Genomic DNA, 21,158 nt, shown 5'->3' on the forward strand with positions numbered 1-21,158 from the left:
TTAAAAGTTTTTCTTCCATATATTAGAAATTTCAAAACATATTTTTTCACCGCCAGAAATACTTAAAAAAGGTTTTGGAAAATACTTATTAAACAATTTAAGAATATCTAAGGAAGAAATTTCATTTATTTTTGAAGCTAAATCGATCTCAGAAATTGGTGAAATGCCATAACTAATTATTTGTATCTTTCTCTGCAAAATTTCATCTAATGATTGATTTCCTAATAGAAAAGAACCTTTTAGTTTTTCTTTTGCTAAAAATATTTCAGAATCGGTCAAAGGATTAAAAAGTAAATTTTTCCAAAGTGTTGATAAAAGTTCAAAAGCAAAAAGGGCATGTTTATTGGATACTGATAAATAAATTAAAAATGGGGCATTTCCACTTCTGATAGGATAATGAACACCTAAATCGTAAGTGATACCATGTTTTTCTCTAAAAAGTTTAAATAAAGCGGCGCTCATTCCATAGGATAGATATGACTCCAAAACCTTGAGAGGCAAATATTCACTACTTCTTCGCGAGCAAGTTTGATCTCCAATCATTATTATTGTTTGATTTGAATCATTATTGATAGAAACAAATCTATTCATGGGACTTAAGTTATGATTTACACTCCCTGATTTTTCTTCAAAGGTTTTTTTTTCTAATGTTCCAAAATTTTCTCCATTAATTTCGGGATTATTTGAAATTAAATACTTATCTCGAATTTTGAAATTTTTAAACTCAAGCAAAACATCATCATAGGTAATCTTTGAGACATCATTTGCATTACCATTTGTATTAAAGGCATAAGGATGATTTGAGTAAACAATTCTTCTCCAGTTTTCAAAACAGATATTAAATGGATTCTCTTTATCTTTTTTAAGAGAATCAATAGAGGATTTTTTTACTTTTTGAAATTCAATTTCTAAGAGAGTTGGTTTATTAATTATTAAATCTAATAAAGGGAACAATTTACTGAAATGTTCATTTAGGGATTTAATGCTTATTGAAATACCATCTTCAAATATTTCTTGATTTAATTCTGCTCCATTGGACTCAATATACTCCGAAAGAGTGAAATTATTAAAACCCTCACATCCTCTTGTAAGTAATGAACTGAGGATTTTGTTAATACCTTTTTTGCCAACATTATCCATATCACTGCCTCCTTTAATCCAAATTGAAGCAGTTGAAAAATTCCTTTTTTTATTATTTAAAAAATATTTTTTTAACATTTACCAGGGGATGCAACTAAAGTGAATTTTTCTCCACGGATATATTCTGTGATCTCTTTGAAGTTATCCAAGTCATTCCAATATTTTAAATGACTCTCTAAATTATTGATTGAAGATTTTCTTCCCCAAAGAAGTTCATTTCCAAAGAATGAAGAGAGTTGTGTAGATGTCTCTAAATTAAAGAAATAATTACTTTTCACAATATTTATTGCTTTTTTTATTTCATCCAAAGTCAAAGCTTTACAATTTGAGATCTCATCTATTGTTTTATTAATTTGCTTTTCTACTATATCTATATCTTTGGACTCACAACTTGCCTCCATTATAAATAATCCGCCTAATTCTCCAGCATTTACATCTACATATACCGATTCAACAAGATTACTATCTTCTTTTAAAATTTTAACTAATCTGCTGTTTCTTCCAACAGAGAGTATTGATGCTAATATCTCTAGTCCAATAATATTTTTTTGATCATTTAGGTTTGGAATAAACCAAGCCATAAATATTCTTGAAAACTCTAAATTATCAAACTTAACCGACTCTCTACCATTTCTAATTTTTAAACTAGGTTCATTTTTTTGATTTATTAAATTTGGTCTTTTTCTTATGCCAGATAAATCACTTTTTTCAAAAATTTTGTAGATTTCCTTAGAGAGATTCCCAGCAATTGCAATACAAATTTTTCCGGTAGTGTAATGTTTGCTATGAAATTCCACCAGGTCATTTATGTCTAGGTTTTTTATACTTCGTTCAGTTCCAAGAATGGAATTGGCATAATTCGGACTTAACCAAACCCTTTTCAAAAAATAATTAAATAATTTTTCTTCAGGCTGATCATTTTGTTGTTTAATTTCATCAATAACTACCCCTTTTTCTTTAATAAATTCATCAGGATTAAAATCTGGAGCAACGACAATATTTGTCAAAAGACCAAGTGATTCTCTAAAGTTATTGGGTGGAACTAAGACATGGTAATGTACATCATCATAACCTGTTGAAGCGTTACTTAATCCGCCTAGTGATTCAATTTTATGGTCAAACTCACCTGGCATTATTTTGTTAGATCCTTTAAAAATCATATGTTCTAGGAAATGAGCAGTGCCGTTTTTATCAACATCCTCAAATGAAGAACCTGCTTTGCACCAAATATCAATGCTTATAAGCGGCAATTCTTTATTATCCACAAACACACATCTAGTTTTGCTTGAATGGGTGTAATAGTTAACTTCTCCTACGTTCATTTCAGTTCCCTCTTTAAATTCTATTTTGGTACTTTTTAGCCTTGTTGTCTGAATCTTTAACTAAAACAAAATTAACTGACCCTCTTATTTTGGAGTTATTACAAAATATTAGAGAGCATAGATGCATGCTTGAGGACCTTCAGAGTATAAAAATTGATCCAAAACTAACTAATATAATATCTAACGAAATAGGCAGAGAACTCTATATTGAAAATGAATTTCATAAAGCAAAAGGATTTAGAAAGTTACATATTGAAGTAGCAGAATTTTCAAAGAATCTTAAGATATTACACTGCGTCTTTTTCCCTGATCCAAAGTTTGACATTCCAATATTTGGGATGGATTTGGTAAAAATAAATGATAATGTTTCTGCTGCCATTGTTGATTTATCCCCGGCATCACAAAACCAAGGTTTGAAATACGAAAAATTTCTTTCTGAAGTTGATAAAAGTTCTTTTACCTCTTTGAGAAAGATTCCTAAATGGGGGGGGATTTTTTCTAATAATGTATTTTTTGCTTCCTTACAAAGTAAATCTGAAAAAAATAATTTTTGTAGGGTTGTGGATCAATACCTCTCTATTTTGATCAAATTAAGTAAGAAAGCTAAACCTGAGTTTAATGAGGAAATTATCCAAGAGAGAATAGATTTTCAAAAAAATTATTGTGTTCAACAAATGAAAAATGAAAAGACTAGTATGGTGCTTCTAAAATATTTTGATGAAAAATGGGTCAATAACTATATAAAAACAGTTCTCTTCGATTTTTAATGAAATTAAAAATATTAAAAAATGTATTTATTTATTTATTATTATTTGCACCAATATCTCTTGGGGTAATTTCCTGTTCTGGAAATAATAAATCTAGTTCAAAATTTAAAGAGGAAACAACTTCAGATTTCATACCTCCCATTACAGCTGTTGCTGCACTAGGTCAACTTTCACCTTCGGGAGAGATTAGACAATTGGCCGCTCCAATAAGTCAGTTTGGCTCTTCTCCTCGAATTGTCGAAATTTTAGTAACTGAAGGAGATTTTGTAAAAAAAGGTGATATTCTGGCAATCTTTGAAAATGAAGCAAAATTAATTGCTGATCTTGAAAGAAATGAAAATCTAATTAATACTATTAACGAAGAAATTATCCTAAAGAAAGATCAAATTCAACGGTATGAGTTAGCTTTGAGCGAAGATGTATATTCTTTTGTTGAGTTTTCACAGAGAAAAGATGAATTATTAAAATTGCAAAAACAGAAAATAAATCTTATCGGAGATCAAAAAAATATTAAGATAGACCTCTTTAATTCAAAACTAAGGAGTCCAATTGATGGTTTTATCCTTGGAATAAATACAAGAGTTGGTGAGAGACCTCAGAATGAGGGGATTTTGGATATTGGTTCTAGTCAAAAAATGGAAGCTTTGATAGAGGTTTATGAATCTGATATCGATAGAGTCTTTATCTCTCAGAATGTTGAATTAAGCAGTGAGAATGGGGGGTTCCAAAAAATTCTTAAGGGAAAGGTGATTAGGATTAGCCCTCAAGTAAAACAAAGAAAAGTTTTATCGACTGATCCAACAGGGGATGCTGATTCGCGAATTATTGAGGTACTAGTAAAACTAGATCAAGATTCTATAGATATCGTTCAAAACTATGCAGGAATGAAAGTGATCGCAAAATTTATTCCCTAATGAGTTTTTCTTTTTTAAAATTTAGAAAAATACCATTAGCTTGGTTGTTATTAACTAGGCAGCCATTAAGGCTAGCAGTTGCCATAGCTGGAATAAGTTTTGCAGGGATTTTGATGTTTATGCAATTAGGTTTTAGAGATGGTTTGTTTGACACGAGCGTAACTATTCATAAACTTCTAGATGCCGATCTTGTTTTGATAAGTCCCAGATCAAAAAGTTCTATAAGCATGAGTGGATTCCCAAAAAGAAGGTTAATTCAATCTCTCGCAGTTGAAGATGTTGAAAAAACTGCTCCCGTTAATCTAAATTATTTACTATGGAGAAATCCCGAAAATCTTAAAACTAGATCAATACTTGCATTAGGTTTTAATCCCTCCGATTCACTTCTTTTAGATGAGGGATTCTCAAAGAAAGCTTATAAATTGAGAAATCCATCAAGAGTTCTTTTTGACAAACTATCTAGACCTGAATTTGGACCGATTGAAGAATGGTTCTTATCTGAAAAAAAAGTTGAGACTGAGGTTGCTGGTAAAAGAGTAATTGTTGAGGGCCTTGTGGAGTTGGGACCATCTTTTGGCGCAGATGGTAATTTGATAACTAGTCGAGAAACCTTTTTAAGACTTTTTCCCGCTAATCCTACTGGAAGTATTGAAATTGGTTTGGTAAAGCTAAAAAAAGGATCTGATCCTGAATTGATTTCAAGGATATTAAATAACTCACTCCCAAATGATGTTAGGGTTCTTACAAAAAATCAATTTATAGAATTTGAGAAGAATTATTGGAAAAATAGTACTGCAATAGGTTTTATATTTAGTTTGGGGGCATTGATGGGTTTCGTTGTAGGGTGTGTGGTTGTTTATCAAATTCTTTATAGTGACGTTACAGATCACCTCCCAGAGTATGCCACCTTATTGGCAATGGGGTATAGACTTAAGTCCCTTTTCTTTGTTGTAGCTAGAGAGGGGTTTTTGTTGGCATTGTTTGGTTATTTACCTGCTTATTTCTCTGGTCAAATACTTTACTCAGTTATAAGAAGTTCTACTAAACTCCCAATAATAATGGACGCAGACAAAACTATTTTAATTTTCGTATTAGTTTTAGTTATGTGTATGGGGTCCGCTGCTGTTGCGATGCGTAAATTAGTTGACGCTGATCCTGCCGAAATTTTTTAACAATTGAAGATAAATGGTTAAAGCTAATAAATTAAAAAATAATGTTAAAAACCTTAAAACAGTCTCAATAAATAATTTGAGTCACTTTTATGGAAAAAATGAGAATAAAAAACAAGTTCTTAATGACGTTAATTTAAATATTGATAAAGGAGAGTTGGTTCTTTTGAAAGGACCTTCTGGATGTGGTAAAACGACTCTTTTAACATTAATTGGTGCCTTGAGAACCTGTCAAAGTGGAGATTTAACTGTTTTAAATAATCAGTTAAATGGAGCTTCAAGGAAAACTCGTCAGATTCTTAGAAGAAGTATTGGAATGATTTTTCAAGGTCACAATCTTCTGAGATGTTTAACAGCAGAACAAAATGTCCAGATGGGCGCCGATTTAATAAAAGGTTTAACATATTTGCAAAGACGTGAAATAGCACGGAATTGGTTGTCAGCAGTAGGATTAGAAGAACACCATAAAAAGTTGCCAAATGACTTATCTGGTGGGCAGAAACAGAGAGTAGCAATTGCTCGAGCTTTATCTGCTAATCCAAAACTTTTATTAGCTGATGAGCCCACTTCAGCTTTAGATAGTGTCACAGGGAGAGAAATAGTAACCCTTTTAAGGAAACTAGCAAAAGAACAAAATTGTTCTGTACTTATGGTGACGCATGATCCAAGAATTTCTGATATGGCTGATAGGATATTAAATATGGAAGATGGTAAAATATATGGTGCTCATAGTGAGCTAATATAATTAAAAGTTAAAAATTTTATGTCTAAGAGAAGGAATCTAAAAAAAGAAAAGCAGGAACGAAATAGAGCCTATGCTAGAAAATTCAAAAAAAGGAAATTAAGAACTGATGGAAGACCTGATGGTGGAAACGTTACAGGCACAGCAAATAATGGCGGTGCAGCTGATTAGGGAATATATTCTATTTTTATCTTTTGGAGATTAATATATCATGCATATTTAAGACATAATCATGAATGTAAGTATTGTTATACCGACTTACAATAGGTTACCTATATTAGAGAAATGTCTGTTTGCGCTTGAGAATCAAAAATTAAATACAAATATCAGTAATTATGAAGTAATAGTAGTTGATGATGGATCAACTGATGGGACAACCTCATGGATAAATAAAAACAAAGCTAATCTCCCACACGTTATTCTATTCCAGCAAGAACATGGTGGGCCTGCACTTGGAAGAAATCTGGGAGTAATTAAATCAAAATATGAAATTATTATATTCATTGATAGTGATCTTATTGTTTTAGACAACTTTATAAATTGCCACGTAGAAAAATTACTTGACTCTTGGAGAAAAAATGATAAAAAATGTTTTACCTATGGCTCGGTAGTCAATACATCTAATTTTCTAAATCCTCAGATTGAAAAACATAAAATAATGGACACTTCTTTTGCATACTTTGCTACTGGGAATGTAGCTATATCAAAAGAATTGATTTTAAGTGTGGGATTATTTGATACTTCTTTTAGTCTTTACGGTTGGGAGGATTTAGAACTTGGAGAAAGATTAAAAAAAATTGGGACAAAATTAATTAAATGCCCAAATGCCGTAGGTTTTCATTGGCATCCTCCATTTAATTGCGAACAAATAGATTCATTAATAACTCAAGAAAAAGAGAGAGCAAAAATGGCTTTAGTATTTTATAAGAAACACCCAAATTTGAGGGTTAGATTTATGATTCAATTAACTCCTCTCCATAATTTACTTTGGCAAATTCTTTGCTTGGGAGGACTAATCAGTGTTGATAGAATTCTTCCTTTATTAAGATTCCTAGTAAATACAAGAAGAAATAGACTTGCACTTGAGATACTTAGGATCCCTCTAAATATGATATACATTAAAGAGTTAACCAAATCAAGATAAAAAACTTTTAGAAATACACATCACTTGCTAAAATATTTTAAGTAAATTTCACACATCTGACAGTTTCGGGTGAATTATTAATATTAATTCCCCGTCGGATGGAGGCTAACCCGAAACCCTTTTAAAATTATGGCTGTTGTATCACTATCAGAAATGATGGAAGCTGGTGCTCATTTTGGGCATCAAACTAGACGTTGGAACCCGAAGATGTCTAAGTATATATATTGTGCGAGAAACGGAGTTCATATTATTGATCTTGTAAAAACAGCATTGTGTATGAACAATGCTTATAAATGGACTAGAAACGCAGCAAAAAGCGGTAAACGTTTCCTATTTGTTGGTACAAAAAAACAAGCATCAGATGTTGTAGCTCAAGAAGCTACCCGCTGTGGAGCTGCATATGTAAATCAAAGATGGCTTGGAGGTATGTTGACTAATTGGACAACAATGAAAGCTAGGATTGAAAGATTAAAGGATCTAGAAAGAATGGAAAGCAGTGGTTCAATAGCAATGAGGCCTAAAAAAGAAGCTGCAGTATTAAGGAGAGAACTTGAAAGATTACAAAAATACTTAGGTGGACTTAAGGGTATGAGAAGGTTACCAGATGTAGTTGTATTGGTTGATCAGAGAAGAGAATCTAATGCAGTATTAGAAGCTAGAAAATTAGATATCTCACTCGTATCAATGTTGGATACAAATTGTGATCCTGATTTGTGTGAAGTTCCAATTCCTTGTAACGATGATGCCGTTAGATCTGTGCAACTTATTTTAGGAAGACTTGCAGATGCCATAAATGAGGGTAGAAAGGGCTCTAATGCCGAAAGAAAAAATTAAATTCTAATTTAAAACTTACTATTCACTATTTTTTATTACTTCAAATGGGAAACATTACAGCAAAACTTGTAAAAGATCTTAGAGACAAAACTGGCGCAGGAATGATGGACTGCAAAAAAGCACTTAACGAAACTGAAGGGAATCTAGATAAAGCTTTGGAATGGTTAAGAAAGAAAGGCATAGCTAGTGCCGAAAAGAAATCGGGAAGAGTAGCGGCTGAAGGATCAATTGGTAGTTATATTCATACTGGGTCAAGAGTCGGAGTTTTACTAGAGTTAAATTGTGAAACCGATTTCGTTGCTAGAGGTGATATATTCCAATCTCTGTTGAAGGATGTCTCAATGCAAGTAGCAGCATGCCCAAATGTTGAGTATGTATCAATTGATGAAATACCTGGAGATGTTGTGGAAAAAGAAAAGCAGATTGAAATGGGTAGGGATGATTTATCTGGAAAACCAGAACAAATTAAAGAAAAAATAGTTGAAGGGAGAATAGCAAAAAGACTTAATGAGCTTGTTTTGCTTTCACAACCATACATTAAAGATAGTTCTCTAACAGTTGAGGATCTTGTTAAACAAGCAGCTGCAAAAATTGGGGAAAATATCAAAGTAAGACGCTTTACAAGATATACATTGGGTGAAGGCATCGAAAAAAATCAGGTGGACTTTGCGGAAGAAGTCGCATCAATGCAAACAAACTAGTCACTTGAATGATTTGAATAATTTTAATAATTACATAGATTTAGATAAAATTAATTCTCAATTAGAGAGAGCAGAGATACAAAAAAGAATATTAACTAGAAATATCTATAGGGAATATGAAATTTATCTTAATCTCGTAAGAGATCTACTTTTTATCTCTGTAGAAAAAGGCCTCAATCAAATATGTAATTATCCAACAATTAATGATAATTTCTTGAATGAAAATGAATTTTTTAGCCTTTTTGAAAAAAAAATAAGTAAATTAATATTGACGAATTTACCCTTTTTAACAGTAGAACAATTAAAGATAAATGAAATTGAAAAAAATATAAATAAGGAAATTAATTTAACTATTTTTGATAGTTCCACAAAAATAAGGGATGATCAAAAAGAAAAATTTCAATATGATGGTTATCAATTAAAAGAACAAATTCAGTTCGAGATTACTGAAGACTTATCAAATACTTCTGAATATTATCAAGTTCATAATTATGAGAGATTAGTGTCACTTAATTTAGATAATAACCAAAATAATAATTATTTATTAAAAAAAAATATTTTTGAAAATTTAGGAGTTGAAAAACAATTTATTTCCTCCTTACTTGAATTAATAGGAGAAGAAAAGGTGGAAAAACCAAGATATCAAGAAAAAGAAAATATCAATCAAATGGATAATTTACCAAAAAATCAGATTTTTAATGATTTTGATTTAATAGATAAGTCATTGGAAAATTTACTATTGAATCTCTCATATAATGTTAATCAAGAATTATTCAAGGCAAATCTAATTAAAAAGATGATAACTAAAGATACCTTTGATTACTTAGTAGGCAAAAATTTTATGATAAAACATCCATATCCTTTTGTTATTAATTTCGAATTAAACTTAAATCGGTCATCATTAATCGGCAATAATTTGCCAAGCATTATTTTCTTCAATATATCTACTGTTGAGTTAGAGTTTAAAAATTTAAATCTTTCTATTCAAAGGAACAAAATAAATGAGCTAAAAAATCAATTTCAGCGTTTGATTAAAAAAGAGACATATTGGAGGCAAAAAGAAATAACTTTGAATAAAATACGTTGAAAAAATAACTCTTTTTTCAAATGTGACTATTAGCGAGAATAATAATAAATTAATTAAAGATTGGATAAGACCTCTTCAAAAATCTCTTACTATTGAAACTGAAAATAAATTTATTAATACTTTAGGAAGAGAAAAATATTTTAATGATTATTTGCATGAATCATTAAAAAAACTAGATAATCTAAATCTCTCAGACGAATATTTAAGAATATTTTATGATTTTTCTAAAAAATATAATGAATATAATAAATTAGATAAAAATCAAAGAAAAAGGTTAATTATAGATACAAGAAAAAATCTTTATAAACTAGGGAAAACTCTAGAAATAAAAAGTTCCAATAATATTAATAATAATGTTTTTCTGAATAAAGCTGATTCAAGTTTGTCTTTTGATTCAGATATTTCATTAATAAAAAATGTAGGAAAAGTTTATAAAAATAAGCTTAATGAATTAGGGATATTTCATATAAAAGATCTAATTAATTATTTCCCACGAACATATCTAGACTATACGAATAGAGTCAAGATAATAAATTTAAAACCAGAGAATTTATACACGTGCATCGCAAACGTAAAAAGATTTTATATTCATAAGAGTAAAAAAAATAGTAATTTATCAATAATGAATATTGTAGTTTCTGATGAAACGTCTTCAATAAAGGTAACAAAATTTTTTTTAGGAAGAAGATTTAGATCTTACTCCTTCTTCACATCTCAAAAATCTTTGTATATTCCTGGAACCAAATTAGCAATTTCCGGCAAGGTTAAATTGACTGAGTATGGTAAAACTTTTGTAGATCCGCAGATTGAAATTCTTAAGGATAACAATGATAATTTTAATTTCTCAGGCAAAATATTACCCTTGTATTCATTAGGTGAAGCTCTATCAAATATGAGTTTTATAAAACTTATGAAAAAGGTACTAATTTATGCAAAGCAATATCCAGAAATTTTAAATAAAAAGCAACTTGATTCATTATCTTTATTATCAAAAGGAGAGTCGTTGATTAATATTCATTTCCCACCAACTAAAGAAGCACTTATTGAGTCAAAAAAACGTTTGGTTTTTGATGAGTTATTCCTACTGCAAATAAAGTTCCTTCTTAGAAAAAGAAAGATCAACAAAAATGTAACTTCCCAACAATTACCTCAAAAGAAATCTTTATTAAAAGAATTTTTAAATACTTTTCCTTTTGAATTAACAAAATCTCAAGAAAATGTTTTAAATGAAATTAAGAAAGATTTATCTAATCCTGTACCAATGTCTAGATTGCTTCAGGGAGATGTGGGAAGCGGTAAAACCATAATTGCAATAGCTTCTCTTTTACTTGTCATTGAAAAAAACCTGCAAGGAGCATTTATGGTCCCAACTGAGGTATTGGCAGAACAACATTATAAAAATCTATTAAAATATTTGAATCCTCTATTAGTTTCTGTTGAACTACTTACTGGGAATACTCCTCAAAAAAAGAGAAAAGAAATTTTCTCTAATTTGAACAATGGATTAGTTGATATCCTCGTAGGTACTCATGCATTATTTGAGGATAAAGTCATCTTTAATTCATTAGGGATGGTCGTAATTGATGAACAACATAGATTTGGAGTTACTCAAAGAAATAGATTACTAAATAAAGGAGAAAATACTAACTTGTTATCAATGACAGCAACACCAATTCCAAGAACTCTTGCGCTTTCCATTTATGGTGATTTAGATGTGAGTCAAATTAAAGAACTCCCTCCTGGGAGAGTTCCTATTACAACAAAAATAATTTCAGAAGATGATTTAACTAAGTTGTTCAAAATTGTTGAAGATGAGATCAATAAGGGAAAGCAAGCTTATGTGATTTTGCCACTTATAGAAGATTCAGAAAAAATGAATTTAAGCTCCGCAAAGAAAATATTCAAACATTTATCAGAAGAGATCTTTTTTAACAAAAAAGTTGGATTATTACATGGCAAATTAAGTTCACAAGAAAAGAATGAGGTGATTAATTCTTTTTTAAAGAATGAAATTAATATATTGGTTTCAACCACTGTAATTGAGGTTGGTATTGATGTGCCTAACGCCACAATTATGATTATTTATAATTCGGACAGATTTGGATTGTCCCAGCTACATCAATTAAGGGGGAGAGTTGGTAGAGGATCAACAAAATCTTTTTGTTATCTTGTAACATCCGATAAAAATGGATTAGAAAATAAACGACTTTGTGTTTTGCAAAAATCTAATGATGGCTTTTATATTGCTGAAAAAGATTTGGAGCTTAGAGGACCAGGACAGATTTTAGGATATAAACAATCCGGATTGCCTGATTTTGTACTGGACAATTTACCTAACAATAAATTTCTTATTGATAAGGCGCGTGAAGAGGCTATTAAGATTATTAGTGATGATCCTGATTTAAAAAAAAATATTGTTTTAAGAAATATACTTATTGATAATTCTGAAAATAAATTCATTCATGATTTCTTGAATTGAAAATTATCATTGTAATTTTTGATATATATGCCACCATAAATCAATTGCAAATTTCAATTGAAAATTTGGAATAACATACCAATTAAAGATAATGGAGATAAATTAATAGCTATACCTAGCTACTTTAAATTTTTAGATCCTCACCCTTACTATCATTTAGGAGCACCTTATAAAGATAAAACTTCTATTTGGAAATTAAGAGAGGAGGTCGTAAATAGATTAGTAAAAGTAAATGATTATTTGATATCAAAGAGTAGTTTTTACCTCTTAATTTATGATACTTGGCGACCCTTAGAGGTCCAGGAATTTATGTTTAAAAGAGCATTTTTATTAGAGTGTAAAAAATCCGATATTGTTGCTTCTTATGAAAATATAAAGTCTTACCCATCTATTTTAAAAAAAGTTGAAAAATTTTGGGCATATCCTTCTTATGACTCTATGTGTCCTCCTCCTCATTCAACAGGGGGTGCACTGGATGTTTGTTTATCAGATAAAGACGGAAATATTATTGAAATGGGAAGCACGGTTGATCAAATGGATGAGACCTCGAATCCTTATTTTTATGCAAACATAAAGAATGAAGAAGCAATTATTTGGAATAATAGAAGAAATTTTTTAAGTGAAATTATGACTAAATTTGGTTTTGCTCAACATCCAAATGAATGGTGGCATTTTAGTTATGGTGATCAATTATGGGCTTGGAAAAATAAAAAAGAAAATGCCATTTATGGAAAAATTTAAATTCTATTGAATCTCATTAAGTAAATTTAAAATTGAACTTTCATCTTGGGTATTTATAAAATCTCCAAAATCTAAATCCGAACTTTTTTTCCAATGATCAAATAATGGTTGAAGAGTTTTTTCTAAATCGTTAAGTTCCATTCTTTGTAAAAAAGGTTTAGCAAGCCTTTGTAGATTTTTGCTTCCCCCCAACCATAATTGGTATTTGTTTTGCCCACTTCCAACAAGTGCTAATTCGGCCATGTAAGGCCTGGTACATCCATTCGGACATCCTGTCATCCTAAATAATATTGTTTTTTGTATTTTTAGATCTAGTAGTAAATTTTCAATCCTTTTTAGTACATCTGGCAATATTCTTTCAGCTTCAGTCATTGCAAGACCACAAAGTGGTAAAGCAGGACAAGCTAAAGCGTGTCTTTGTATTTCATTAATATTTTCTAAATTTTCGTATCCAATTTTTGATAGAGATTTTTGAATTTCACCTTTGTTTTTATTGAGGATATTACAAAGTAAAATATCTTGATTAGGTGTGAGTCTTAAATCTAAATTATATTTTTTAACAATACTTGTGATGGTATTCTTCTTCTCTCCAGATAATCTTCCTGATAATAATGGTAAACCTACGAAATGGGAGGTTTTATTTTGTTTATGCCAACCTAGGTAATCAATAAGAACCTTATCAGGTTCTTTTCTAATTTTTTTAATTTCTTTTTTGAAATACTTATCAGCGAGTATCTTTTTGAACCATTTAATACCTTTTCTATGAAGAAGATATTTCATTCTCGAATTTTTTCTTGATTTTCTATCACCATAATCCCTTTGAATAGCCACAATGCTTTGTATTAATTCATAAACATCAGGTTCTTCAACATATCCAAGCGGATCTGCAATTCTAGCAAAGGTCTCCTCATTATTATGTGTGCGACCCATACCACCTCCAACATAGAAGTTGCATCCTTCTAAGTTTCCATCTTTAGAAGTAAAGGCAACTATTCCTATGTCATTGGTAAGAAGATCTACAGAATTGTCCCCAGGAACTGTCACGGCACATTTGAATTTTCTCGGTAGATAAGTTGAACCATAAAGAGGCTCATCTTTTATTCCACTAAAAACATTATCTTTGAATTGGAGCTTCCTAATTGCTTCAATATCTTTATCAGGCTTTATGGTGTACTCTAAATCTCCATCAGCCCAAAGCTCTAAAAAAGTGCCTTGGCCAGCCATTGGGGTGAGAAGATCTGCAACTCTTTTTGCCAATGCTCTTGCAATATTATAGTCTGGCGAATCAAACGGAGCCGCAGGGGCCATAACATTTCTATTAATGTCTCCACATGCAGCTAATGTGGAGCCCATTGAATTTACTATTGTTTGAATTACTTCCTTTAGGTTCTCTTTTCTGATTCCATGCATTTGAAAGGCTTGTCTTGTAGTGGCCCTAAGTGTTCCATTACCTAATTTGTCAGATAATTCATCTAATGCTAAAAATAATTTCCCAGGGACTTCACCGCCAGGATTTCTTAACCTAAGCATCATTTGCCAATCTTTACTTTTGCCCGGCCTTCTATTTTCCCTGTTATCTTGTTGATAACTACCATGAAATTTTAATAACTGAACCGCATCATTTGTAAAATGATCACTTTCATTGACTAATTCTGTAGCAAGTGGTTCCTTAAGAAATTGACTGCTTTTTTTAAAATTTTCAAATTTAGAGACTTCTAGTCCATTTGCTAAACAAACAGTCTCTTCATTTGCAGAATCTTTTTTCTTTTTTACTTTCTCAACCTTGATCAAAGGACCAAAACATATCTCTTTTTATACATTAGCGAAAAGCTTATTTAACTGGTAGTAAATTATAGTAAGTAAAGTTATATTTTTTTCTTGTCTAAATATTTACTTGAGATAGGAACAGAAGAGTTGCCCGCAAAATTTTCTCATTCTGTTATAGAGCAATTTAAATCTCTAATAGAATTTGAATTGGATAAAAAGTTAATCAAATTCGAACAAATAGTTGTTACCTCCACACCAAGGAGGATAGTTCTACTTCTCGAAGGTTTAGTTGATTATGCAGAAGATAAGATAATAGAAAGAAAAGGGCCTAAAGCAAATTTAGCTTATTTAAATGGAAGTCCTACTAATGCTGCTTTAGGATTTGCTAATAGCTTAGATATAGATGTAGGTGAGCTAGAAATAAAAAACACGGAAAAGGGTGATTTTGTATTTGGAAAGAAAATTGAGAAAGGACTATCAACAAAAATTTCTTTGTCTTCGATTATCCCAAAATTAGTAAAGAGTATTCAAGGTCCTCGATTTATGAAATGGGGTGGTGGGAACATAAAATTTTCAAGACCTATTAGGTGGATTGCCTCTATTTATAATGATGAAATTCTTGATTTTGAATTTGATGAATGTGATCCAAAAATCAAAATAAGTAATAAAACAAAAAGTCATAGGTTAATCAATGAAGTTTTAGAAGTTCAGAATCCTGATGATTTTTTTGAATTATTGAAACGAAATAGAGTAATAGCTATTCGAAAAGAAAGAAAAGAGAAAATTGAAAGTTTAATTAATCAGGCATCTAAATCTTTAAATCTGAAACCTGACCTTTCAGAAGGATTACTAAATGAACTAACTGATTTAGTTGAATGGCCAGACTTAATTATTGGCAAGTTTAATAATGAATTTCTTGATCTTCCTGTTGAAGTTCTCTCAACAGTCATGAAAATTCATCAGAGATATGTTCCTCTTTTATTTAAAAACGAAAGTTTTTCTAAACTAGATTTAAGCTCTGAAAAAAATATTAGTACAACTTTCTGCGTTATTTCAAATGGTCTTGAAAAATCAAATAATAATATTGCCAAAGGTAATGAGAAAGTATTAAGGGCAAGGTTTTCAGATGCAAAGTTTTTCGTAGAAAGTGACAAAAAAGTTACATCAATCGAAAGAACTGAAAAGCTTAAATCTGTTTCATATTTAAAAGGACTTGGAAATATATTTCAGAGGGTAGAAAGGATAGAGGAAGTTACTAAAAAAATTCTTAAATTTTTAAATGATAAGTCTTTAGAAGAAAAAAAAATAATAGAAGCTGCTAAATACTGTAAAAACGACTTATGTAGCGAAATTGTTTTTGAATTCCCTGAGCTGCAAGGAATAATGGGTGGTAAATATCTTAAATATGAGGGATTTAGTGAGGATGTTTGCTTGGCTGTCGCTGAACACTACTTACCTGCTTTTTATAAAGATGCTTTGCCCTCCACAAAATATGGTGCGATAGTTTCCATTTCAGATAAGATCGAAAATTTAATAAGCATATTTATTTCTGGTAAACGTCCTAGTGGATCATCTGATCCATATGCTTTAAGAAGGAATTTGAATGGAGTGATTAAAATAATTTGGGATTATGAACTTGATTTACCTTTAGATAAATTATTCAACGAACTTATTGATTTTTGGAAAATCGTATTTCCGAATTTAAACTTCTCAAAAGAAACAGTATTTAATGATTTAAATGAATTTTTAGTACAAAGAATTGTTAGTCATCTAGAAGAAATATCACTAAGTAAAGAATTAATAAAGGCCGTTTGCTCTTCTGATGAATTATCTCAAAAAAAAGTATTGAATATTGTTGATCTTAAAAATAGGATAAACTCTATTATCAATTTTATCGAAAAGGATAAATTTGTTGAAATCCAGAAGGTAATTACTAGGGTAAGCAAATTAGCAAATAAAAGTGATATTTCAAGAGAAGTTCTTTCAAGAAGAGATTATATAAACACAAAACTTTTTGAAAAAGATTGTGAATTTAAAGTTTTTGAATTTATTGGAGAATTAGAAAAACTTTTTTCAGAGGGTTATTGCAATTATTTGGAACTTCTAAATTTGTTTGAGATTAATGTAAACACTATCGAGGATTTATTTGATAATGAAAAGGGAGTCCTAATAATGGCAGAGGATTTAAAAATAAGAAATAATAGACTCAATTTGTTGAGCTTAATTAGAAATTATTCTCTAAAAATTGCAGACTTTACACTTTTGAACTCTTAACTTTAATTCCTCCCTTTATTGAATAATTTTCTAGCATTTTTTCTACCTCTTTATTTTCCCTAACAGCACTATCAACGGGTTTATATTTTAGTGGCGCTAGGGCTTTCCCTCTTAAAATCGAACCAAGTGTAAGCATCGTAATTTTAAGTTGCTGTAATGGTTTCATAGAGACAACTCTTTTGTATAAGTAACTATCAAAAGTAAGTCTTTGAACATCCATGTCATCACACATCTCAACAAAGGCTTCTCTAGCAGAATCATTTCTGTAGAAAATATTTTGAAGGATTTCTAGAACCTTATAAGTTGTGCCATATTTTTTATCCCATTTTTTAAGATAGTTTTTTAAATCTTTTTCTGATGGAATTACTTGACCATTTTTTGATGCTTCAACAATTTCTTCAGCACACATTCTTCCGCTTTTTGCAGCAAAATAAATACCCTCTCCAGAACTTTTTGTAACATAACCAGCTGCATCACCAACCAATGCCATTCTCCCAACTACCCTTCTAGGCCTTGGATGTTCCGGAATAGGGTGAGCTTCTACCTTTATTACTTCACCATTAACAAGTCTTTTCTTTGCCCTATTTCTTACACCCTCTTGAAGTCCTTTAATTAATGACTGATTCTTTTGCATGGTTCCTGTGCCCACAGCAACATGATCATATTTAGGAAATACCCACCCATAAAAATCAGGAGAAACATCAGTTCCAACATACATTTCAGCAAGATCTTCGTAGTAACTCATTTCTTCTTTAGGCAATTTAATTCTTTCTTGAAATGCTATAGCAACTTTGTAATCGCCTGCATCCATTGCTTTTGCTACTCTGCTATTGGCTCCATCAGCTCCGATCAAAAGGTCAACAGTAAGCTCTTTTAATTCCCCTTTTTTATCTCCATTCGTAAAATCTGAGTAGGAAAGCTTATATGGCCCTTGATTATTATCGCCAGTATCAATAGAAGTAACTAATCCATTTATTAATGTAGCACCAAGATCTGATGCTCTGTTTCGCATAAAGGCATCCATAACTTCTCTTCTACACATGCCAATAAACTCATTATCACTTTTTCCATAAACTCTATCTAAACTTATGTCTACTTCTCTATTTGATGGAGATATCATTCTCATATGCCTTACTTTTCTATCAATAATTGACTCAGGCAAATCAAATTCTTCGACCATGCAAAGTGGAATTGCTCCTCCACATGGTTTCGCATTATCTAATTTTCTCTCGAAGAGCCAAGTTTTTATTCCAGCTTTAGCAAGTATTTCTGCAGCACATGAACCACTGGGACCTCCACCAATAACAGCTACCCTCAACATATGAAAAAAAATAATACTGTATATAAAAACTACATCTTTTTTGCTTATAAAAGTGCATTTCTTAAAATAATAGTTAATATCGAAATATCTTTTCCAAATTCACTTCTAAATATTGGAACTAAACAAAGATAACGATCAATTTGACATACCACTTGCCAAAAGAACTTACCTAAATAATCCAAATTCAACATTATTAAAAAAAATATTAATATTTTCTCCATTTCTTTTTCTTATATTTTCTGTCGTTGCATTGCGATTAATTAAAAATATAGAAATAGGATCTCTTGATAATCTTAATTTTCAATCTCAGATAAATCACGACCGTAGAATTTTAGGTCATTTACCCTATGCGGAAATTTCTAAGGAGAAACTTGTTTTAATTGAGCCTAATATTGAAGTTCATATGGATATGCGCGATTCTCTTCTAAAGATGAGAGAAGAAGCCAAAAAGGATGGGATATATTTAGTCTTCTTGAGTGGTTATAGATCAATAAATTTGCAAAACGATATCTTTTATTCTTTAAAATCTATTAGAAATCAAGACGCCGCAGAAAGAGCTAGAGTTTCAGCCCCTCCAGGGTATTCCGAACATAGTACAGGATTCGCAATCGACATTGGTGATGCTACTCAAAGAGAGACAGACTTTGAAACCAACTTCGAAAATACTAACGCCTTTAGATGGTTAATAAAAAATGCAGCTAAGTTTCACTTTAAGTTATCGTTCAACAAACATAATAAATATATAGATTACGAACCCTGGCATTGGAGATATGAGGGGTCAATTGAAGCATTAAAAGTTTTTGAAAGCGCAAATAGAAAATTATAAATCTAATTGATTAATTTAATTATCCAATAAATTATATTTTTCAAAGTCTTAAAGAGAAAAATCTCATAATAAGCATACTTTGAGTTAGCCTTAATAAAGTCAATCTAATATTTATATAAATTCTTTAAATGTCATCTTCGATAAAAGAAATTAGAAATGTTGCAATTATTGCTCACGTAGATCATGGGAAGACAACTCTTGTAGATGCATTGTTATCTCAATCAGGAATATTTAGAGACAATGAAGTTATCCCTACATGTGTAATGGATTCAAATGATCTTGAAAGAGAAAGGGGGATAACAATTCTCTCAAAAAATACCTCAGTTAACTACAAAGATACCAGAATAAATATTATTGATACACCTGGACATGCTGATTTTGGAGGAGAAGTTGAGAGGGTTTTGGGAATGGTTGATGGTTGTCTGCTTATTGTTGATGCAAATGAGGGACCTATGCCTCAAACAAGATTTGTTTTAAAAAAAGCATTAGAAAAAGGACTTAGGCCTATAGTCTTTGTGAATAAAATTGATAGACCACGAGTTGTACCAGAAATAGCAATTGATAAGGTCCTTGATTTGTTTTTGGAGTTAGGTGCTGATGATGATCAATGTGATTTCCCTTATCTTTTTGGGAGTGGCTTATCTGGTTTCGCAAAAGAAGAGATGGAATCTAATAGTGACAATATGATGCCTCTTTTTGAAGCTATTATTAGACACGTTCCTCCTCCAGTAGGTGATTCTAATAAGCCTCTTCAGCTACAAATAACTACTTTGGACTATTCTGATTTCTTAGGCAGAATAGTAATTGGGAAGATCCACAATGGAACTATAAAAAATGGCCAACAGGCAAGTTTAATTAAAGAAAACGGAAAAACTATTAAAGGTAAGGTTAGTAAGCTTTTAGGATTTGAAGGATTACAAAGAATTGATATAAATGAAGCATTTGCAGGTGATATTGTTGCTGTTTCTGGTTTCGATGACGTCAATATTGGTGAGACCATAGCATGTCCCGATTCTCCTCATCCTCTTCCATTAATCAAAGTTGATGAACCTACTTTAAATATGACTTTTGTTGTCAATGATTCACCATTCGCGGGTAAGGAAGGGAAATTTGTTACTAGTAGACAATTAAAAAATAGATTGGAGAGGGAACTTTTAACAAATGTTGCCCTGAGAGTAGAAGAAACTGATTCTCCTGACAGGTTCTCAGTTTCAGGAAGAGGAGAATTGCATCTAGGGATATTGATTGAAACTATGAGAAGAGAGGGTTTTGAGTTTCAAATCTCACAACCTCAAGTAATTTTCAGAGAAATTGATAATGTTGAATGTGAGCCTATAGAGACTTTGGTTTTAGATGTTCCTGAAGTATCTGTTGGTTCTTGCATCGAAAAGCTTGGATCTAGAAAGGCAGAGATGAAAAACATGCAGACAAGTTCAGATGGTAGAACTCAATTAGAATTTCTAGTGCCATCAAGAGGATTAATTGGATTTCGCGGGGAGTTTGTAAGGATAACAAGAGGTGAAGGTATCATGAGCCATTCGTTTTATGAATATAAACCTAAAGCAGGAGACTTTGAAACCAGAAGGAACGGAGTTCTAATAGCTTTTGAGGAAGGTGTAGCCACATTTTATGCTTTAAAGAATGCTGAAGATAGGGGAGTATATTTCATTAAACCTGGAGTTAAAGTTTATAAAGGAATGATAATTGGTGAGAATAATCGACCTCAAGATCTTGAGTTGAATATATGTAAAACTAAGCAGTTGACTAATATGAGATCTGCAGGGGCAGAAGAACTTGATACGTTGCAGTCACCTGTGGATATTACCCTTGAAAGAGCACTCGAATATATTGGCCCAGATGAAATGCTAGAGGTAACACCGGATTCAATAAGAATGAGAAAAATAAATAAAAAGAAAAAAAATTAGTAATT

Annotated in this window: 18 protein-coding genes; 14 read left to right on the forward strand and 4 right to left on the reverse strand. The window is 31.0% G+C overall.

Annotation, left to right across the window (positions count from 1 at the left end):
- Both EU91_RS04945 and EU91_RS04940 read right to left on the reverse strand, forming a co-directional pair.
- Nucleotides 1-1,218: a M16 family metallopeptidase gene (locus EU91_RS04945; protein ID WP_032524288.1), complete on the reverse strand. Its 1,218-nt coding sequence runs from the start codon at nucleotides 1,216-1,218 to the stop codon at nucleotides 1-3.
- Complete coding sequence (locus EU91_RS04940; RefSeq protein ID WP_032524289.1) at nucleotides 1,212-2,462, reverse strand: M16 family metallopeptidase; 1,251 nt, start codon at nucleotides 2,460-2,462, stop codon at nucleotides 1,212-1,214. Before EU91_RS04940 ends, EU91_RS04945 begins: the two co-directional genes overlap by 7 nt.
- A 41-nt stretch (nucleotides 2,463-2,503) precedes the next feature.
- Here EU91_RS04940 and EU91_RS04935 point away from each other — a divergent pair, with 41 nt between their 5' ends.
- The 11 genes from EU91_RS04935 (at nucleotide 2,504) to EU91_RS04890 (ending at nucleotide 13,040) form a co-directional block, all read left to right on the forward strand.
- The gene (locus EU91_RS04935; RefSeq protein WP_032524290.1) at nucleotides 2,504-3,229 is read left to right on the forward strand and encodes a phycocyanobilin:ferredoxin oxidoreductase; all 726 of its coding nucleotides are present in this window, start codon (nucleotides 2,504-2,506) and stop codon (nucleotides 3,227-3,229) included.
- Nucleotides 3,229-4,143, forward strand: a complete 915-nt coding sequence (locus EU91_RS04930; RefSeq protein ID WP_032524291.1) for an HlyD family efflux transporter periplasmic adaptor subunit — start codon at nucleotides 3,229-3,231, stop codon at nucleotides 4,141-4,143. Before EU91_RS04935 ends, EU91_RS04930 begins: the two co-directional genes overlap by 1 nt.
- Nucleotides 4,143-5,315, forward strand: a complete 1,173-nt coding sequence (gene devC / locus EU91_RS04925) for an ABC transporter permease DevC (RefSeq protein WP_032524292.1) — start codon at nucleotides 4,143-4,145, stop codon at nucleotides 5,313-5,315. The genes EU91_RS04930 and devC overlap by 1 nt, the downstream gene beginning before the upstream one ends.
- A 13-nt stretch (nucleotides 5,316-5,328) precedes the next feature.
- The gene (locus tag EU91_RS04920; protein WP_032524293.1) at nucleotides 5,329-6,057 is read left to right on the forward strand and encodes a DevA family ABC transporter ATP-binding protein; all 729 of its coding nucleotides are present in this window, start codon (nucleotides 5,329-5,331) and stop codon (nucleotides 6,055-6,057) included.
- Nucleotides 6,058-6,075: 18 nt separating this feature from the next.
- Nucleotides 6,076-6,225: a hypothetical protein gene (locus EU91_RS09175; RefSeq protein WP_011376314.1), complete on the forward strand. Its 150-nt coding sequence runs from the start codon at nucleotides 6,076-6,078 to the stop codon at nucleotides 6,223-6,225.
- A 61-nt stretch (nucleotides 6,226-6,286) separates the two neighbouring features.
- The gene (locus tag EU91_RS04915; RefSeq protein WP_032524294.1) at nucleotides 6,287-7,198 is read left to right on the forward strand and encodes a glycosyltransferase family 2 protein; all 912 of its coding nucleotides are present in this window, start codon (nucleotides 6,287-6,289) and stop codon (nucleotides 7,196-7,198) included.
- A gap of 129 nt (nucleotides 7,199-7,327) precedes the next feature.
- Nucleotides 7,328-8,032 carry a 30S ribosomal protein S2 gene (gene rpsB, locus EU91_RS04910; protein ID WP_011818259.1) on the forward strand — a complete coding sequence of 235 codons (705 nt, stop codon included), beginning with the start codon at nucleotides 7,328-7,330 and terminating at the stop codon, nucleotides 8,030-8,032.
- Between the two features lie 44 nt (nucleotides 8,033-8,076).
- Nucleotides 8,077-8,733, forward strand: coding sequence for a translation elongation factor Ts (gene tsf / locus EU91_RS04905; protein ID WP_032524295.1), 657 nt, complete (start codon nucleotides 8,077-8,079; stop codon nucleotides 8,731-8,733).
- 13 nt (nucleotides 8,734-8,746) lie between these two features.
- Nucleotides 8,747-9,820: an adenylate cyclase gene (locus tag EU91_RS04900; protein WP_241433930.1), complete on the forward strand. Its 1,074-nt coding sequence runs from the start codon at nucleotides 8,747-8,749 to the stop codon at nucleotides 9,818-9,820.
- 22 nt (nucleotides 9,821-9,842) lie between these two features.
- Nucleotides 9,843-12,299, forward strand: a complete 2,457-nt coding sequence (gene recG / locus EU91_RS04895; RefSeq protein WP_032524297.1) for an ATP-dependent DNA helicase RecG — start codon at nucleotides 9,843-9,845, stop codon at nucleotides 12,297-12,299.
- Nucleotides 12,300-12,356: 57 nt separating this feature from the next.
- A complete protein-coding gene (locus EU91_RS04890) occupies nucleotides 12,357-13,040 on the forward strand; it encodes a M15 family metallopeptidase (RefSeq protein WP_032524298.1) in 684 nt (227 codons plus the stop codon).
- Nucleotides 13,041-13,043: 3 nt separating this feature from the next.
- On the opposite strand, the gene EU91_RS04885 is transcribed toward EU91_RS04890, so the two are convergent.
- Nucleotides 13,044-14,831 (reverse strand): NADPH-dependent assimilatory sulfite reductase hemoprotein subunit, encoded by a 1,788-nt coding sequence (locus EU91_RS04885; RefSeq protein ID WP_032524299.1) that lies wholly within the window; start codon nucleotides 14,829-14,831, stop codon nucleotides 13,044-13,046.
- 87 nt (nucleotides 14,832-14,918) lie between these two features.
- Here EU91_RS04885 and glyS point away from each other — a divergent pair, with 87 nt between their 5' ends.
- Nucleotides 14,919-17,081, forward strand: a complete 2,163-nt coding sequence (glyS, locus tag EU91_RS04880; protein WP_032524300.1) for a glycine--tRNA ligase subunit beta — start codon at nucleotides 14,919-14,921, stop codon at nucleotides 17,079-17,081.
- Here the strand turns inward: glyS and chlP are convergent.
- On the reverse strand, nucleotides 17,062-18,402 hold the full coding sequence (gene chlP / locus EU91_RS04875; RefSeq protein ID WP_025972038.1) for a geranylgeranyl reductase: 1,341 nt from the start codon (nucleotides 18,400-18,402) through the stop codon (nucleotides 17,062-17,064). The two genes, glyS and chlP, sit on opposite strands and share 20 nt — an antisense overlap.
- Before the next feature lie 112 nt (nucleotides 18,403-18,514).
- Here chlP and EU91_RS04870 point away from each other — a divergent pair, with 112 nt between their 5' ends.
- Both EU91_RS04870 and typA read left to right on the forward strand, forming a co-directional pair.
- A complete protein-coding gene (locus tag EU91_RS04870) occupies nucleotides 18,515-19,228 on the forward strand; it encodes a M15 family metallopeptidase (protein ID WP_032524301.1) in 714 nt (237 codons plus the stop codon).
- Between the two features lie 128 nt (nucleotides 19,229-19,356).
- Nucleotides 19,357-21,153, forward strand: a complete 1,797-nt coding sequence (typA, locus tag EU91_RS04865) for a translational GTPase TypA (protein ID WP_032524302.1) — start codon at nucleotides 19,357-19,359, stop codon at nucleotides 21,151-21,153.
- Nucleotides 21,154-21,158: the final 5 nt, after the last annotated feature.

The sequence above is a fragment of the Prochlorococcus marinus str. GP2 genome, assembly GCF_000759885.1.
GTDB lineage: Bacteria > Cyanobacteriota > Cyanobacteriia > PCC-6307 > Cyanobiaceae > Prochlorococcus_A > Prochlorococcus_A marinus_J.

Excerpts from the sequence above, each read along its gene's own strand:
- EU91_RS04945 (WP_032524288.1), bottom strand. The coding sequence starts at position 1,218 with ATGTTAAAAAAATATTTTTTAAATAATAAAAAAAGGAATTTTTCAACT.
- EU91_RS04940 (WP_032524289.1), bottom strand. The coding sequence starts at position 2,462 with ATGAACGTAGGAGAAGTTAACTATTACACCCATTCAAGCAAAACTAGA.
- EU91_RS04930 (WP_032524291.1), top strand. The coding sequence starts at position 3,229 with ATGAAATTAAAAATATTAAAAAATGTATTTATTTATTTATTATTATTT.
- devC (WP_032524292.1), top strand. The coding sequence starts at position 4,143 with ATGAGTTTTTCTTTTTTAAAATTTAGAAAAATACCATTAGCTTGGTTG.
- EU91_RS04920 (WP_032524293.1), top strand. The coding sequence starts at position 5,329 with ATGGTTAAAGCTAATAAATTAAAAAATAATGTTAAAAACCTTAAAACA.
- EU91_RS09175 (WP_011376314.1), top strand. The coding sequence starts at position 6,076 with ATGTCTAAGAGAAGGAATCTAAAAAAAGAAAAGCAGGAACGAAATAGA.
- EU91_RS04915 (WP_032524294.1), top strand. The coding sequence starts at position 6,287 with ATGAATGTAAGTATTGTTATACCGACTTACAATAGGTTACCTATATTA.
- rpsB (WP_011818259.1), top strand. The coding sequence starts at position 7,328 with ATGGCTGTTGTATCACTATCAGAAATGATGGAAGCTGGTGCTCATTTT.
- tsf (WP_032524295.1), top strand. The coding sequence starts at position 8,077 with ATGGGAAACATTACAGCAAAACTTGTAAAAGATCTTAGAGACAAAACT.
- chlP (WP_025972038.1), bottom strand. The coding sequence starts at position 18,402 with ATGTTGAGGGTAGCTGTTATTGGTGGAGGTCCCAGTGGTTCATGTGCT.
- typA (WP_032524302.1), top strand. The coding sequence starts at position 19,357 with ATGTCATCTTCGATAAAAGAAATTAGAAATGTTGCAATTATTGCTCAC.